Here is a 14,517-nt window from a genome sequence, read left to right on the forward strand (position 1 = left end):
CGGACCAATGGTGGGCCGAATCATAACCGCGCGCCACGGGCGCCCCAATCTCGACCGGAACGTGCGGATCACCGCGCGGGAGTATGGCGACTGGTGGGCGCGATATGATGAAAGCGGGCTTTATCCCGACGAGGAACCGCCGCGCAGCCTGATCGATGCTGCCGCCAATTGCGAGCATGTGCTGTGTTCGACCCTGCCCCGCGCCATCGAGACCGCTGACCATATCGTCGAGGGGGCCCGCATCGTGCCGCAGGACGCGCTGTTCGTCGAAGCGCCGCTGCCGCCGCCGCCAGTACCGTGGATCAGGTTGCGGCCCGGCACGTGGGGCGTGGTCTCTCGCACCTTCTGGTTCCTCGGCTATGCGCCCGATGAGACGGAAAACCACGTCGCCGCCTGGCGCCGGGTGTCGCAGATCGCCGACCGGCTTATCGACCTCTCGGCGGAAGGCGACGTGCTGCTGTGCGCTCATGGCTATCTCAACTGGATGATCGATCGGCATATGTGCAAGAAACGCCGCTGGGCGCGGGTCGACCACCAGGGCGGCAATGATTACTGGTCGTGGCGCGCCTATGAGATGGAAGCGCCGGAATCGCAAGCGAATGGCAAGCCGGCGGTGGCGGAATAACACCCGGTCCTGTGAAAATCAGGAGCCCGGCCCTAACCCAGGAGGAAAGAATGGCGGACAAGAAGAATATCGCCGGCCTGTCTTTCGAGGCAGCGCTGCAGGAACTGGAAGGCATCGTCTCGACGCTGGAAAAAGGCGACGCCCCGCTGGAGACGTCGATCGAGCTGTATGAGCGCGGCGCGGTGCTTAAGGCCCATTGCGAGAAAAAGCTGAAGGATGCCAAGGAAAAGGTCGACAAGATCATGCTGAGCGAGACCGGCGAGGTACGGACCGAACCGGCGTCGTTTGAGTGAGGACCGGCGATGGCGACACTTTGCCATCACTTTTCTCGCTCTTTTCAAACCCTTGCCGCAAGCGTGGCTTGATTTCGCCCCATAGGACTGTGAAACTCCTGTGACGCTATTAGATAGTAACGGATAAAACCTATGGCTGTTGAAACCCCGCTCCTCGATAAAGTGACCCTGCCGGCCGATCTGCGCGATCTCGATCGCAGCCAGCTGCGGCAACTGGCCGATGAGTTGCGGGAAGAGGTGATTGATGCGGTCTCGGTCACCGGCGGGCATCTGGGGGCCGGGCTCGGCGTGGTCGAGCTGACCGTGGCGCTGCATTATCTGTTCAACACGCCGGACGACAAGCTGATCTGGGATGTCGGCCACCAGTGCTATCCGCACAAGATCCTGACCGGGCGGCGCGACCGCATCCGCACCCTGCGCCAGGAAGGCGGCCTGTCGGGCTTCACCAGGCGCGTCGAGAGTGAATATGACCCGTTCGGCGCAGCCCATGCGGCTACGTCGATCTCGGCGGCCCTCGGCATGGCGGTCGCCCGCGACATGAAGGGCGAGGACAATCGCGTCATCGCCGTGATCGGCGACGGGTCGATGTCCGCCGGCATGGCCTATGAGGCGATGAACAATGCCGGCGATCTCGGCAAGCGGCTGACGGTCATCCTCAACGACAACGACATGTCGATCGCCCCGCCGGTCGGCGCGATGAGTGCCTATCTCGCCCGCGCGGCCTCGTCCGGCGCCTATCAGGGCTTCCGCTCTTTTGCCAAGCAACTGGCCAAGAAGCTGCCCAAGACGCTGTATGAAAAAGCGGCGAAGGCTGAGGAATATTCCCGCGCCATGGTCACCGGCGGCACGCTGTTCGAGGAACTGGGTTTCTATTATGTCGGCCCGATCGACGGTCACAACATGGATCACCTGATCGACGTGCTGGAAAACGTTCGCGACATCGACGATGGCCCGGTGCTGGTTCATGTCGTGACCCAGAAGGGCAAGGGCTATGCCCCGGCGGAGACCTCTGCTGACAAATATCACGGCGTCGCCAAGTTCGACGTCATCTCCGGCAAGCAGCACAAAGGCAAATCCAACGCGCCGTCCTATACGTCCGTATTCGGACAGCAGCTGGTCGAGGAAGGCCGCCGCGACGAGAAAATCGTCGGCATCACCGCCGCCATGCCGGACGGCACCGGCCTGACCAAGTTCATGGAAGAATTCCCCGACCGCACCTTCGATGTCGGCATTGCCGAACAGCATGCGGTCACCTTCGCCGCCGGTCTCGCTGCCGAGGGGTTGAAGCCCTATGCGGCGATCTATTCGACCTTCCTGCAGCGCGCCTATGACAGCGTGGTGCATGATGTCGCCCTGCAGAACCTGCCGGTGCGCTTCCCGCTCGACCGGGCCGGGCTGGTCGGCGCCGATGGCGCGACCCATGCCGGCGCGTTCGATCTCGCCTATCTCGGCTGCCTGCCGAACATGGTGATCATGGCGGCGGGCGACGAGGCGGAGCTGGTCCACATGACCCATACCTCGGCGATGTATGACGAGGGCCCGATCGCGTTCCGCTTCCCGCGCGGCGAAGGGATCGGCGTGGAAATGCCGGAGAGGCCGCTGGTGCTGGAGCTCGGCAAGGGCCGCATCGTCAAGGAAGGCACCAAGGTCGCGCTCCTGTCGCTTGGCGGACGCCTGGGCGAATGCCTGAAGGCCGCCGACATGCTGGGCGCGCAGGGCCTGTCGACCACTGTCGCCGATGCCCGCTTTGCCAAGCCGCTCGACCACGATTTGGTCCGACGGCTGGTCAAGGAGCATGAAGTGGTGATCACCGTCGAGGAGGGCTCACAGGGCGGCTTCGGCGCTTTCGTGCTGCACTATCTCTCGGACGAAGGCCTGCTGGATGGCGGGCTGAAGATCCGTACGCTGACGCTGCCCGATTTCTATCAGGACCATGCCAGCCCGGCGCGGATGTATGAAGAGGCGGGCCTCGATGCCATGGGCATCGCCAATGCCGCCCGCCGTGCCCTCGGCATGGAAAAGATGATCGTGCAGGCGGGCGACATCAGAGCGTAAGACCCAGATCATTTCAGCGTTCTATCGAAACGCTGAAATGATCCTGTCTCCTTTTTTGTCGCGTTTCCTGACGGTGAACCGGTTTCCACTTCACCGGGAAACGCTTTAGTCGGCCTGCCTATTCTGTTTCGGCGCCGCCGATGATGGTCAGGCTGCCCGCCGGGATCGTGGAATCGAATACCCGCACGCTGGCCCAGTTGCCGCTCAACTCCTCGATGAACTGCTTGTGGGCGTCGGTCACCTGATAGGCGTCCTGCGCGGCGACGCTCTCGAACACCAGCGTCAGGGCGACATCGAATGTCAGATCATTGACATCGCGCTGCTTGCTCTCGTCGCGGATACTGGCGGTGTAGACGAGGATGCCGTCATGGGGCGCCAGATAAGTCTCGAAACCGTCGATCAGCGCCTGTTTGGCGTCGTCGCTCTTGTCGGTCAGTTCAAAAAAGACAAGGTGGGAATACATTTCATCCTCCGCATTGGCGGCTGTAAAGGGTGCGGCAAAGATCAGTGTCAGGATTGCCAGGAAACGCATCATTTTCATTCTCCATTTGGTTGAGGCGCGGCGAAGGCCGAGCCGGCATAGACGGCATCGCGGAAGGCCTTGTGCAGGCCGATTTCATCGAAGGGCACTTTCTGGACCAGCAGGACGGCGGCAAGATCATTGGCCGGATCGACCCAGAACAGGGTCGAGGCATAGCCATCCCAGAAGAACTCGCCGACCGCGCCTGACGCCTCGTATGATTTCAGAGGCGGCGCGATACGCACGGCAAAGTTCAGGCCGAACCCGGCCTGGCCCTTGTTGCGCAGCCAGTTCACGTCCTGCACGGTGGCGGGCAGGTGGTCCGTCGCCATCAACTCGACCGTTTCGGCCTCAAGGATGCGCGCGCCGTCGAGCGCGCCGCCATTCAGCAGCATGCGGGCAAAGCGCATATAGTCGTCGATCTCCATGACGAGGCCGAAACCGCCAGCCTGAAAGGCGCTGCGATTATAGACGCCGGCATAGGCCTGGATGTCGGGGACGCGCTCCAGCGTGCCCGAGGCGTCGGAATAGAAGCCGGCGAGGCGCTCGCGGTCTTCGGGCGCGACATAGCGCGTCGCGCTGTCCATGCCGAGGGGCTCGAAGATGGTCTCGCGCAGATAGGTGTCGAACTCCTGACCGGAGAGCACCTCGACGAGGCGCGCCTGGACCGAGACCGAGGCGCTGTATTTCCATTCGCCGCCGGGCTGGTAATAGAGCGGCTGGGAGGCAATGTTCTGGCTGAACTCGTCCAGCGTCTGGCTGTTATCCATCACCCCGGCCTCGCGGTAGAGATGGGCTGGATATTCCTTCATCTCGCTGGCATAGCCGAGGCCCGCCGTGTGGCGCAGGATGTCGATGACTTTTATCGCGCGCTTCGCTGGTTCGAACACCGGCTCGCCATCGGCATCGAACCCGGCGAAGACCGTCATGTCGGCAAATTCCGGCAGATAGTCCGACAGCGGATCGTCGAGGTCGAACTTGCCGTCCTCCCACAGGGTCATGAGGGCAACGCCGGTGACGGGCTTGGTCATGGAATAGATCTGGAACAGCGTGTCGCGGCTCATCGCGCGGCCTGCCTCGCGGTCGGCCATGCCGAAACTGCCGGCATAGACTTCTTCGCCGTCCTGCCAGACGAGCGCCGTCGCCCCGGCAATCCTGCCGGTCTCGACATAAGCCTGCAGCGTCTCGTCGATGACCGCATCCTGGACCGTGAAGGCGGATTCCTGAGCGTGGGCGGTGGTCATGCCCCCGCCTGATGTGAGCAGGGCAGCGGACAGGAGTGCCGCGAGTGGGTTTTTCATTCATTCCTCCTCTTTTGGCCCAGCATAAGGGAAGTGCGGGCGGGATGACCAGCCTGCAAAACCGGGCTATAGACCGGCCATGCGTCTTGACCTTCATCTCGTTGAAAGCGGCCTGTGCGAGAGCCGCGCCCGCGCCCAGTCGGCGATTGCCGCCGGGCTGGTGCGGGTCAATGGCACCGTCGCCGACAAGCCCTCGCGCAAGATCGGCGCTGGCGATGAGGTGACACTGTCGGGGGAGGTGCTGCGCTGGGTCTCGCGCGGCGGGCTGAAGCTGGAAAAGGCGCTGGAATACTTCGGCGTCGATCCGGCGGGGATGATTTGCCTCGACCTTGGCGCGTCGACCGGCGGGTTCTGCGATGTGCTGCTGGCGGGCGGGGCGGCGAAGATCCATGCCGTGGATGTCGGCCATGGCCAGTTGCATGACAGGATCGCCGGCGACAGCCGAGTGGTGAATCTCGAAAAGACCCACGCTAAGGACCTGTCGCCCGCTCTGGTGGCTGAGCCGCTCGACCTGGTCGTCACGGATGTGTCCTTCATCAGCCTGAAGAAGGCCTTGCCGCCGGCTCTTGACTTGATCCGCCCCGGCGGCCATTGCCTCGCTCTCGTCAAACCGCAATTCGAGGTCGGCCGCGGCGAGATCGGCAAGGGCGGGCTGGTGCGCCCGGGCCGCGAGAATGCCGAAGGCGTTGCCGAGGCGATGCTGGACTGGATCGCGGGAGAGGGGTTCGAGCCGCTCGGCTGGTGCGAGAGCCCGATTGCGGGCGGCGATGGTAACAGGGAGTTCTTGATTGGTGCCCGGAAGAAGACATAAGCGCAAGCCCGCGAAGGCACCAAAGCCGGTCGCGGCGGAGGCGGAGATCGTCGCCATCGGCCTGCAGGGCGATGGCACAGCGATTGTGGCTGACAAGACCGTGCATGTGCCCTTCGCGGCGCCGGGCGATGTCGCGCAGCTGACGGTCACCGGCACCAGGGCGCAGCTGACCGGGCTGGTGAAGGAAAGCGCCGTGCGCAAGGCGCCGGTCTGCCGCCATTTCGGGCATGCGCGGGAGGATGGCCCCAATGACCAGAAAATGGGCGATGAATGCGGTGGCTGCGCCCTGCAGCATCTCGATACGGATTATTACAATGCGTGGAAACAGGGGCTGATCCGCCAGGCATTGTCGCGCGAAGGGCTGTCCCATGTAGAGGTGCTGCCGCTGTTGTCGTCCTCGCCGAGGATGCGCCGCCGCGCGGGGTATTCGGTACGCTGGATCGGCGGCAAGGCGCAGATCGGCTTCCTCGCCAAGGGCTCGCACCGGCTGGTGCCGATGGAAGAATGCCATGTGCTCGACCCGGAATTGTTCGCCCTGCGCGGCGATGTCGCCCGGCTGTGCGAGCCGCTGTTCCGCCTCAACCCGACGGCGTGGTTCACCTGTTTCGTCACGCTCACCGACACTGGCGCCGATGTCGATCTCGGCGGCGATGTCGCCGAGGAGGACCTGGACCTGGCCGCGCGCGAGGCGCTGACGGAACTCGCCCGCGCCATGAAGCTGTCGCGGCTGACCCTGAACCGTGTACCGCTCTATGTGCCGGGGCCGGTGACGGTGACCTTTGCCGGCAGCCCTGTGCCGCTGCCGCCCAAGGGCTTCCTGCAGGCAACGAAGGATGGCGAGGAAACGCTGCAGCGCGTCGTGCTCGATGGCATTGGTGAGGCTGGTCATGTCGCCGACCTGTTCTCGGGCTCCGGCACCTTCACCTTTGCCATGGCGAAGCGGGCTAATGTCCACGCCGTTGAATCCGTGCCCGAAGCGATTGCCGCGATCAATACCGGGCGCAACCAGCCGGGGCTGCGGCCGATCACGACACAGGTGCGCGACCTGTTCCGCCAGCCGCTGATGCCGGACGAGCTGAAATCCTTCGAGGCGGTGGTGTTCGACCCCCCGCGCGCCGGGGCCGAGGCGCAGGCCGAGCAACTGGCGGCCAGCGCCGTGCCGGTCGTCGTCGGCGTCTCCTGCAGCCCGAAGACCTTCGCCCGCGACGCGGCCATCCTGACGGCGGGCGGCTATCGGCTCGAGGCGGTCCAGCCCGTCGACCAGTTCATCTGGTCGCCCCATATCGAGGTCGCGGCGGTGTTCAGGCGGCGGTAAATATCGTCTTGACGCAATATACTTTTGTCGCTATATTTTTCGAAAAGTCGGGCATGCCTATGATTGGGTGCTATGATGGCCAGCCCTCAAATTCAGCTGGTTTTTGAGGATTTGAATCATGGTCTGGCAAGTTCTTATTCATCCGGAATTTGTCGAGGAAGTTGATGAATGGTCTTTGAAGGTCAAAGAGGAGCTTTCCGCTAAAATCAGGCTTCTCCAGCAATATGGTCCGCAGACGCCAAGACCGCACGTGGATACTCTTTCGGGATCGAAATTCCCAAATATGAAAGAGTTACGGTTCGAGGCCGAGAAAGGCGTTTGGCGTGTGGCATTCGCGTTCGATCCGGAACGAAATGCGATTTTGCTGATTGGTGCCGATAAACGGGGTCAAAATCAGAAACGTTTCTACAAAGATCTTATCAAGGCAGCGGATGACCGTCTGGCCAAGCATGTGAGTAAGCTGAAATGAAAAAGCCCGTCAACGCAGATGATTTTATCAAATCTTTGCCCCGCGCCTCTCAAAAACGCATCGAGGCGCGGGCGCAGGAACTCATAGCTGAAGTCGAAGGGCTTCAGGCGCTGCGCAAGATGCGCCGGGTTACGCAAGTGGAACTGGCCGAGCGGCTTCAGACAAAGCAGGGCCATGTTTCCGAGATGGAGCGGCGCAACGATCCGCATATCTCCACGATCCTTGAATATATCCGGGCATTGGGGGGCAAGCCGTTTTTCGGGGTCTATTTCGATGACGACAGTCCCGTTCTGTTAGAGGCCTACACCGATCCCGACCTGAATTAATCCGGGATCATCGCTTCGAGCGTTTCCAGCCGGTCGGCGTCGGCGGCGGGTTTGTCCCAGCGCAGGCGGCTGATGCGGGGGAAGCGCATGGAGACGCCGGATTTGTGGCGCTTGGAGCGGGCGAGGCCCTCGAAGGCAATCTCCAGCACCAGCCCTTCCTCCTTGCTCGCCCTGACCGAACGGACCGGGCCGAAGCGGTCGATCGTGTTGTTGCGGACATAGCGGTCTATTCTTTTCAGCTCCTCATCGGTGAAGCCGTGATAGGCCTTGCCGACCGGCACCAGCTCGTCGGTGCCGTTTTCGTCCTGCCGCCAGCAGCCGAAGGTGTAGTCGGAATAGTAGGACGAGCGCTTGCCGTGGCCGCGCTGGGCATACATCAGGACGGCGTCGATGAGGAAGGGCTGGCGCTTCCATTTCCACCACTCGCCCCTGGGCCTGCCGGGGACGTAGACGGAGGATCGTTTCTTCAGCATCAGCCCTTCGATGGCGTCGAGGGGCGGATTGGCGCGCAGCTCGGCCAGATGCTCCCAGCTCTTTACACTGACAGTGGGCGAGAGATCGAACCGGGCGGGCTTTTCGGTGTCGATGAAGCGCTCCAAGAGGGCGCGGCGCTCCTCGAAGGGCAGGCCACGCAAATCTTGCCCGTCATGCCAGAGCAGGTCATAGGCGCGGATGAAGGCGGGATAGTCCGCCAGCATGGCTTTCGTCACCGTCTTGCGGTTCAGGCGCTGCTGCAGGTCGTTGAAGGGCCGCACGGCGAAGGGCGGCTCGGCCGGGTCATAGACCAGCAATTCGCCGTCGATGGCGGCGTCGAACTCCATGCTCTCTACAAGATCGGGGAAGGCGTTGGAGATGTCGTCGCCGGTGCGAGAATAAAGCCGGGTCTGGCCGCCTTCGGCGACGGCCTGAACGCGGATGCCATCCCATTTCCATTCAAAGGCGTTCTCCGACAGGTCGATGCGCGGCTTGTCGGCCTCCTCGATGGCATGGGCGAGCATGACCGGGCGGAAGGGGGCCTTCATCGCGTTTTCCGGCTTGTCCGCCTTGCCCTCGAGCCACTGGAAAAGCGCCGTATAGGGCGGGGCGAGGCCGTGCCATAATTCCTCAATGTCCTGGATCGGCTTGCCACCGAAATTGGCCAGCGCCTGCTTGACGAGGCGGGCGCCGACGCCGATGCGCAGGCCGCCGGTGATCAGCTTGATCAGCGCCCAGCGGGCGGTCGGGTCGAGGGCATCGAGCCAGGTCGCGACGGTGCCGCGCGCCTCCGTCCGGCTCATGGCATTGAGGGTCTCGACCACTTCGGTCAGGCTGACCTGATAGTTGGCGCCGCGCTTGCCTGGCCAGATCAGGGAGATGGTCTCGCCCAGATCGCCGACATAGTCATAGGAGAGCGCGAAAAGCTCCGCATCCACCCGTTCCGCCGTCATCTCGCGCAGCATGGCCGGCTTGACCGAGCGGATGTCGAGATCGCGGGTGATGGCGGCGACCGCCCAGCCGCGCTCCGGGTCCGGCACGGCGCGGAAATAATCCTCCATCAGGCGCAGCTTGCCATTGCGCGACGGCGTCAGGATCAGGCGGTCGAGAAGGTCGGCAAAGCGCTGCATATCGGTATCTTCAACCCTCGTCCTTCGTGGCCGCTTCGCGGCACCTCAGGATGAGGGTTTTCTTGGTGAGCCTCACCCTGGGGTGCCCGGCAAAGCCGGGCCACGACGGGCGAGGCGGTGAGAAAGACGCCACCATGTGCATTACTCGTTCTCGTCCTCATAGCCGACGAGGGAGAGGGGCCGGGCCTTCAGACCCTTCAGGCTGGCCCAGCGCACCAGCGCCTCCTCCCGGCCATGGGTGACCCAAAGCTCTTCAGGGTTCACCTCGGTGATCGTGTCGGTCAGCTCGGTCCAGTCGGCATGGTCGGAGATGATCAGCGGCAGCTCGACGCCGCGCTGCCTGGCGCGCTGGCGCACGCGCATCCAGCCGGAGGCGAAGGCGGGCAGGGGGTCCGGGAAGCGCCGCGCCCATTTGTCCTGTATGGCCGAGGGCGGGGCGATGATGACCTGACCGGCGAAGTCCTGCTTTCCCCCTTTTTTTCCATCAGGGCCATCCTTTGCGTCGATGGTCGCCGGGCGCAATTCGCCGAGATCGACGCCATGCTCCTCATACAGATCGCACAAGCGTTGCAGGGCGCCATGGATGTAGATCGGCTGGTCATAGCCCATCAGCCGCAACAGGGTGATGATCCGCTGCGCCTTGCCGAGCGCATAGGCGCCGACGAGATGGGCGCGGTCGGGGTTGTGCTGCACGCTGCCCAACAGCTTGGCGATCTCGCCGCGGGTGTCGGGATGGACGAAGACCGGCAGGCCGAAGGTCGCCTCGGAGATGAAGACATGGCAGGGTATCGGCTCGAAGGGCGGGCAGGTCGGGTCCTCGCGGCGCTTGTAGTCGCCGGTGCAGACAATGGTCATGCCCTTCCATGTCGTGATCGCCTGGGCCGAGCCGAGCACATGGCCGGCGGGGGCGAAGCTGACCTCGACGCCATTGATGGTGGTGGTCTCACCATAGCCGAGGGACTGGCGCCGCGCGGTGAATTCCTCGCCATAGCGCACGGCCATAATCGCCAGCGTTTCCGGCGTCGCCAGCACGGTGCCGTGGCCGGCGCGGGCATGGTCGGCATGGCCATGGGTGATCACCGCCCGGTCGACCGGGCGCACCGGGTCGATATAAAAATCCCCGGGCGGGCAATAAAGCCCGGCCGGGGAGGGACAGAGAAGCTGGTCGGGCCGGATCATCCGCTAGAAGATAGGGCCGGGCCGTGTCAGCGCCAACTCGGTCAGGCTTGCTCTTTCGGCTTGAAGTCCAGCGCGACGCCATTGTTGCAATAGCGCAGGCCGGTCGGGGCCGGGCCGTCATTGAAGACATGGCCCTGATGGCCGCCGCAACGGGCGCAGTGATATTCCGTACGCTTCATGAAGAAGGTGTTGTCTTCCTTGGTGCCGACGGCGTTGGGCAGGGTGTCATAGAAGGACGGCCAGCCGGTGCCGGATTCATATTTGGTCTTGGACGAGAACAGCGGCCAGCCGCAACCGGCGCAGACGAAGGTGCCGTCGCGTTTTTCCTTGTTCAGCGGCGAGGTGCCGGCGCGCTCGGTGCCTTCCTTGCGCAGGACGTAATATTCCTCATCGGTCAGGCGCTCTTTCCATTCGGTCTCGGAAAGTTGCCATTTGTCGTAATCGGTGATTTCGCCGCGGGGCGGCTCGGTCGATTTGTCCTGCGCCCTCGCGCCGCCAAGGGCTGCCGTCGCACCTGCAATACCGCCAAGAAATCCGCGTCTGCTCATAGTATCCATTTATCCTCCGGGAATTGCTTTCACTTTATATACGAGGCATACGCGCGATATGCACCGGGCGTTCCACCGCTCTCACCGGAGTGTGACAGGGCGTGACTAGAATAATCCCGCCAGCAGGGCGCCGAGCATGATCAGTCCGGCATCGCGGTTGGATTTGAACAGTTTCAGGCAGGTGGCGGGGTCGTCGGTCTTGAGCCGCCAGATCTGCCAGCTGAAATGGGCCATGGGTGCGACCAGCAGCAGGAAGAACCAGAAATTCATCCCCGCGAGCCGCCCGGCGATGGCGGCCAGGATCACGGTGGCGGTGTAGAAGCGGACAAGCCAGGCCTGGGTGCGCTCGCCGAGCCGCAGCGCGGTGGATTTGACCCCGATCAGCGCGTCATCCTCCTTGTCCTGATGGGCGTAGATCGTGTCATAGCCTAGCGTCCAGAAGATGCCCGCCCCCCACAGGAGGAAGGCCGGCCAGCCGAGCGTGCCGGTCACCGCGGCATAGCCGACGAGGACGCCCCAGTTGAAGGTCAGCCCCAGCCATGCCTGGGGCCACCAGGTGATCCGCTTCATGAACGGATAGGCGGCGACGAGGCCGAGGGCGGCAAGGCCGGTGAGGATGGCGGTGAGGTTGAACTGGATCAGGACCAGAAGTCCGATCAGGCTGAGGGCCACCAGCAGCGCCCACGCGCCCGTCAGCGAGACGCGGCCCGAGGCAAGGGGGCGGTTGGCGGTACGGGCGACTTTCGCGTCGATGTCGCGGTCAACGATATCATTATAGATGCAGCCCGCCGCACGCATGACGAAGGCACCGACCGCCATCAGCATGGTAAAGAACAGCAGGCTGGCAAGATCGCTGTAGCGGGGCAGCGGCGTCGCGGCGCCGAGCGCAAGGCCCCACCAGCAGGGCAGCAGCAACAGCCATGTGCCGATCGGCCTGTCGGCCCGCATCAGCCGCAGCCAGGGGCGGAGCGCAGGCGGCATGTAGTCGACGAAGCTTTCGTGCTCGGCGTCCGGCGTTGAGTCCTTTGGAGGTTGCTGGGGGGTGTCGTCGCTGCTCATCGCCCGATGGTGTCGGCTGACCGCGTGGCTTAGTCAAGCCGAAGGGTGTTTGCTGTTGGCGCTGGACATCCGGTATGAGAAGGCCTGACTGAAGGATGAACCATGGCAACGACACCGAGACTTTTCGTGCAGGACGACCTGACCGATGCGGGCACAGTGACCCTGCCGGCTGACCAGTCGCATTATCTCGTCACCGTCTTGCGCAAGGAGGCGGGCGCGCCGCTCCTGGTGTTCAACGGGCGCGATGGCGAATGGGCCGCCGAGATCGCGACGGCGCACAAGAAGCACTGCGTCATTTCGCTTGTGGAGCGCACGCGGGAGCAGGCGGCCTCGCCGGACCTCGCCCTGCTGTTCGCGCCGGTGAAGAAGGCGCCGATTGACCAGATCGCCCAGAAGGCGACGGAGCTCGGCTGTTCCATCCTGCAGCCGGTGATGACGGCGCGCACCATCGTCAACCGCGTCAAGGAAGACCGGCTGGCGGCCAATACCATCGAGGCGGCGGAACAGTCCGAGCGGCTGGACGTGCCGGAGGTGCGCGCGACGGAAAAGCTGGAAGCTGTCATCGGCAGCTGGCAGGAGACCTATCCGGGCCGGCGGCTGATCTTCTGCGACGAGGCGGGCGACGAGGATGGCGAGCGCTGGGGCGGGGCCGGGGGCCGCGCCAGGCCAATGCTGGAGGCGCTCGCCGCCTTTCGCGACACGCCGCTGCCCTCCAGGCAGGTATCATGGGCGATCCTGACCGGGCCCGAAGGCGGCTTCACGCCGGAGGAGCGCGACCTGTTGCGCCGTCAGGATTTCGTCACGCCGGTCACCCTCGGACCGCGCATCCTGCGTGCCGACACCGCCGCCTTTGCCGCCATCACCCTCTGGCAAGCGGCGCTGGGCGACCTATCTGAAGGCTTCACCGTCCGGTGAGCCGCCGGGCGAGGGGCCAATCGCGGCTTTGACAAGCCTGCGAGAAAGGTTATGGCTCTCGCCACAGCGCCCTCGAGTGCCAGCGTGATTGGAAGTGTCTCATGACCCAGCTTGATGCGTCGACCCGCCAGGATGCCCCGCCGATCGAGGGCAAGGACGATCTCATTGCCCATCTGGAATCCGGCTGCAAGCCGAAGGCCGACTGGCGTATCGGCACCGAGCACGAGAAGTTTGGCTTCACCTGGGACGACCTCAAGCCGATCCCGTTCGAAGGCAAGCGCTCGATCAGTGCGATCCTGAACGGTCTTGCCGAGCAGTTCAATTGGGAGCCCATCCACGAAGGCGATCGCCTGCTCGGCCTGAAGCAGGACGGCGCCTCGATCTCGCTGGAGCCGGGCGGCCAGTTCGAGCTTTCTGGTGCGCCGCTGGAGCATGTGCATCAAACCTGTAGCGAGGTCGGCAGCCATCTCGAGCAGGTCAGGAAGGTGTCCGAGCCGCTCGGCATCGGTTTCCTCGGCATGGGCTTCACGCCGAACTGGACGCGGGACGAGATGCCGCGCATGCCCAAGGGCCGCTATACGATCATGCGCAATTACATGCCCAAGGTCGGCACGCTCGGTCTCGACATGATGCACCGCACCTCGACTGTGCAGGTCAATCTCGACTATGCCAGCGAGGCCGACATGGTGGCGAAGTTCCGCACCTCGCTCGCCCTGCAACCGCTCGCCAATGCGCTGTTCGCCTCCTCGCCGCTGACCGAGGGCAAGCCGAATGGCTGGCGCTCCTATCGCGGCCATATCTGGACCGACACCGACCCGAACCGCACCGGCATGCTGGATTTCGTGTTCGAGGACGGGTTCGATTTCGAGCGTTATGTCGACTATATGCTCGGCGTGCCGATGTATTTCCACTATGGCAAGAACGGCTATGAGGACGCGGCCGGGCTGTCGTTCCGCGATTTCATGGCGGGGCAATTGCCGATCGCGCCGGGCGTCTATCCCAGCATCGAGGACTGGAAGGATCATCTGTCCACGGCGTTCCCTGAGGTGCGGCTGAAGACATTCCTGGAGATGCGCGGCGCCGATGGCGGACCATGGGCGCGCATCTGCGCGCTGCCGGCGTTCTGGGTCGGGATATTGTATGAAGGCGGCAGCCTCGATGCGGCCTGGGACGTGGTCAAGGGCTGGACGGTCGAACAGCGCCACGAGCTGCGCGTCGATGCGGCAAAGAAAGGCCTCGAGGCGAAGATCGGCAAGCACAGGCTGCGCGATATCGCGCGCGAAGTGCTGACGATCTCCCGCCAGGGGCTGAAGGACCGCGCCGCGACGGATCTCGGCGGCAATGACGAGACCGGCTTTCTCGGCCCGCTGCAGGAAATCGTCGAAAGCGGGAAGACACTCGCCGATGTGATCCTCGAGGATTACACCGGTCCACTCGACCGCGACATGCGCAAGCTGTACGAAAAATACGCTTACTGACCGTCGGCCTCAAGGAGAG

The 14,517-nt window shown here is 63.7% G+C and carries 15 protein-coding genes; 9 read left to right on the forward strand and 6 right to left on the reverse strand.

Annotation, left to right across the window (positions count from 1 at the left end; translation table 11 throughout):
• Positions 1 to 7 precede the first annotated feature (7 nt).
• The 3 genes from IEV88_RS02750 to dxs all read left to right on the forward strand — a co-directional run bounded on the left by IEV88_RS02750 (position 8) and on the right by dxs (position 2,973).
• Positions 8 to 625 (forward strand): histidine phosphatase family protein, encoded by a 618-nt coding sequence (locus IEV88_RS02750; RefSeq protein ID WP_188159756.1) that lies wholly within the window; start codon positions 8 to 10, stop codon positions 623 to 625.
• 50 nt (positions 626 to 675) lie between these two features.
• Positions 676 to 918: an exodeoxyribonuclease VII small subunit gene (locus tag IEV88_RS02755; RefSeq protein WP_188159757.1), complete on the forward strand. Its 243-nt coding sequence runs from the start codon at positions 676 to 678 to the stop codon at positions 916 to 918.
• A gap of 132 nt (positions 919 to 1,050) precedes the next feature.
• The gene (dxs, locus tag IEV88_RS02760) at positions 1,051 to 2,973 is read left to right on the forward strand and encodes a 1-deoxy-D-xylulose-5-phosphate synthase (RefSeq protein WP_188159758.1); all 1,923 of its coding nucleotides are present in this window, start codon (positions 1,051 to 1,053) and stop codon (positions 2,971 to 2,973) included.
• A gap of 118 nt (positions 2,974 to 3,091) precedes the next feature.
• Here the strand turns inward: dxs and IEV88_RS02765 are convergent, their stop codons facing one another.
• Together IEV88_RS02765 and IEV88_RS02770 are read right to left on the reverse strand one after the other, a co-directional pair.
• On the reverse strand, positions 3,092 to 3,508 hold the full coding sequence (locus tag IEV88_RS02765) for a Dabb family protein (RefSeq protein ID WP_206711328.1): 417 nt from the start codon (positions 3,506 to 3,508) through the stop codon (positions 3,092 to 3,094).
• Positions 3,509 to 3,510: 2 nt separating this feature from the next.
• Complete coding sequence (locus tag IEV88_RS02770; protein WP_188159759.1) at positions 3,511 to 4,794, reverse strand: serine hydrolase domain-containing protein; 1,284 nt, start codon at positions 4,792 to 4,794, stop codon at positions 3,511 to 3,513.
• Positions 4,795 to 4,873: 79 nt separating this feature from the next.
• Here IEV88_RS02770 and IEV88_RS02775 point away from each other — a divergent pair, with 79 nt between their 5' ends.
• The 4 genes from IEV88_RS02775 to IEV88_RS02790 all read left to right on the forward strand — a co-directional run bounded on the left by IEV88_RS02775 (position 4,874) and on the right by IEV88_RS02790 (position 7,715).
• Positions 4,874 to 5,605 carry a TlyA family RNA methyltransferase gene (locus IEV88_RS02775; protein WP_188159760.1) on the forward strand — a complete coding sequence of 244 codons (732 nt, stop codon included), beginning with the start codon at positions 4,874 to 4,876 and terminating at the stop codon, positions 5,603 to 5,605.
• Positions 5,586 to 6,920, forward strand: a complete 1,335-nt coding sequence (locus tag IEV88_RS02780; protein ID WP_188159761.1) for a class I SAM-dependent RNA methyltransferase — start codon at positions 5,586 to 5,588, stop codon at positions 6,918 to 6,920. Before IEV88_RS02775 ends, IEV88_RS02780 begins: the two co-directional genes overlap by 20 nt.
• Before the next feature lie 118 nt (positions 6,921 to 7,038).
• Complete coding sequence (locus tag IEV88_RS02785) at positions 7,039 to 7,389, forward strand: type II toxin-antitoxin system RelE/ParE family toxin (protein WP_188159762.1); 351 nt, start codon at positions 7,039 to 7,041, stop codon at positions 7,387 to 7,389.
• Positions 7,386 to 7,715 carry a helix-turn-helix domain-containing protein gene (locus IEV88_RS02790; RefSeq protein ID WP_188159763.1) on the forward strand — a complete coding sequence of 110 codons (330 nt, stop codon included), beginning with the start codon at positions 7,386 to 7,388 and terminating at the stop codon, positions 7,713 to 7,715. The genes IEV88_RS02785 and IEV88_RS02790 overlap by 4 nt, the downstream gene beginning before the upstream one ends.
• Here the strand turns inward: IEV88_RS02790 and IEV88_RS02795 are convergent.
• The 4 genes from IEV88_RS02795 to ubiA all read right to left on the reverse strand — a co-directional run bounded on the left by IEV88_RS02795 (position 7,712) and on the right by ubiA (position 12,105).
• Positions 7,712 to 9,319 (reverse strand): cisplatin damage response ATP-dependent DNA ligase, encoded by a 1,608-nt coding sequence (locus tag IEV88_RS02795; RefSeq protein WP_188159764.1) that lies wholly within the window; start codon positions 9,317 to 9,319, stop codon positions 7,712 to 7,714. The two genes, IEV88_RS02790 and IEV88_RS02795, sit on opposite strands and share 4 nt — an antisense overlap.
• Before the next feature lie 141 nt (positions 9,320 to 9,460).
• Entirely contained in the window at positions 9,461 to 10,498 is a 1,038-nt protein-coding gene (locus IEV88_RS02800; RefSeq protein ID WP_188159765.1) for a ligase-associated DNA damage response exonuclease, read from the reverse strand.
• A 41-nt stretch (positions 10,499 to 10,539) separates the two neighbouring features.
• Positions 10,540 to 11,046 carry a peptide-methionine (R)-S-oxide reductase MsrB gene (gene msrB / locus IEV88_RS02805; protein ID WP_188159766.1) on the reverse strand — a complete coding sequence of 169 codons (507 nt, stop codon included), beginning with the start codon at positions 11,044 to 11,046 and terminating at the stop codon, positions 10,540 to 10,542.
• A 105-nt stretch (positions 11,047 to 11,151) separates the two neighbouring features.
• Positions 11,152 to 12,105, reverse strand: coding sequence for a 4-hydroxybenzoate octaprenyltransferase (gene ubiA / locus IEV88_RS02810; protein WP_188159767.1), 954 nt, complete (start codon positions 12,103 to 12,105; stop codon positions 11,152 to 11,154).
• Positions 12,106 to 12,207: 102 nt separating this feature from the next.
• Here ubiA and IEV88_RS02815 point away from each other — a divergent pair, with 102 nt between their 5' ends.
• Both IEV88_RS02815 and IEV88_RS02820 read left to right on the forward strand, forming a co-directional pair.
• Entirely contained in the window at positions 12,208 to 13,020 is an 813-nt protein-coding gene (locus IEV88_RS02815) for a 16S rRNA (uracil(1498)-N(3))-methyltransferase (RefSeq protein ID WP_188159768.1), read from the forward strand.
• A gap of 101 nt (positions 13,021 to 13,121) precedes the next feature.
• A complete protein-coding gene (locus IEV88_RS02820; protein WP_188159769.1) occupies positions 13,122 to 14,498 on the forward strand; it encodes a glutamate--cysteine ligase in 1,377 nt (458 codons plus the stop codon).
• Positions 14,499 to 14,517 lie beyond the last annotated feature (19 nt).

Source organism: Aquisalinus flavus (genome assembly GCF_014640095.1).
In the GTDB taxonomy this organism is placed as follows: Bacteria; Pseudomonadota; Alphaproteobacteria; order Caulobacterales; family Parvularculaceae; genus Aquisalinus; species Aquisalinus flavus.

Excerpts from the sequence above, each read along its gene's own strand:
- IEV88_RS02750 (WP_188159756.1), top strand. The coding sequence starts at position 8 with ATGGTGGGCCGAATCATAACCGCGCGCCACGGGCGCCCCAATCTCGAC.
- IEV88_RS02755 (WP_188159757.1), top strand. The coding sequence starts at position 676 with ATGGCGGACAAGAAGAATATCGCCGGCCTGTCTTTCGAGGCAGCGCTG.
- dxs (WP_188159758.1), top strand. The coding sequence starts at position 1,051 with ATGGCTGTTGAAACCCCGCTCCTCGATAAAGTGACCCTGCCGGCCGAT.
- IEV88_RS02765 (WP_206711328.1), bottom strand. The coding sequence starts at position 3,508 with ATGATGCGTTTCCTGGCAATCCTGACACTGATCTTTGCCGCACCCTTT.
- IEV88_RS02770 (WP_188159759.1), bottom strand. The coding sequence starts at position 4,794 with ATGAAAAACCCACTCGCGGCACTCCTGTCCGCTGCCCTGCTCACATCA.
- IEV88_RS02775 (WP_188159760.1), top strand. The coding sequence starts at position 4,874 with ATGCGTCTTGACCTTCATCTCGTTGAAAGCGGCCTGTGCGAGAGCCGC.
- IEV88_RS02785 (WP_188159762.1), top strand. The coding sequence starts at position 7,039 with ATGGTCTGGCAAGTTCTTATTCATCCGGAATTTGTCGAGGAAGTTGAT.
- IEV88_RS02790 (WP_188159763.1), top strand. The coding sequence starts at position 7,386 with ATGAAAAAGCCCGTCAACGCAGATGATTTTATCAAATCTTTGCCCCGC.
- IEV88_RS02795 (WP_188159764.1), bottom strand. The coding sequence starts at position 9,319 with ATGCAGCGCTTTGCCGACCTTCTCGACCGCCTGATCCTGACGCCGTCG.
- IEV88_RS02800 (WP_188159765.1), bottom strand. The coding sequence starts at position 10,498 with ATGATCCGGCCCGACCAGCTTCTCTGTCCCTCCCCGGCCGGGCTTTAT.
- msrB (WP_188159766.1), bottom strand. The coding sequence starts at position 11,046 with ATGAGCAGACGCGGATTTCTTGGCGGTATTGCAGGTGCGACGGCAGCC.
- ubiA (WP_188159767.1), bottom strand. The coding sequence starts at position 12,105 with ATGAGCAGCGACGACACCCCCCAGCAACCTCCAAAGGACTCAACGCCG.
- IEV88_RS02815 (WP_188159768.1), top strand. The coding sequence starts at position 12,208 with ATGGCAACGACACCGAGACTTTTCGTGCAGGACGACCTGACCGATGCG.
- IEV88_RS02820 (WP_188159769.1), top strand. The coding sequence starts at position 13,122 with ATGACCCAGCTTGATGCGTCGACCCGCCAGGATGCCCCGCCGATCGAG.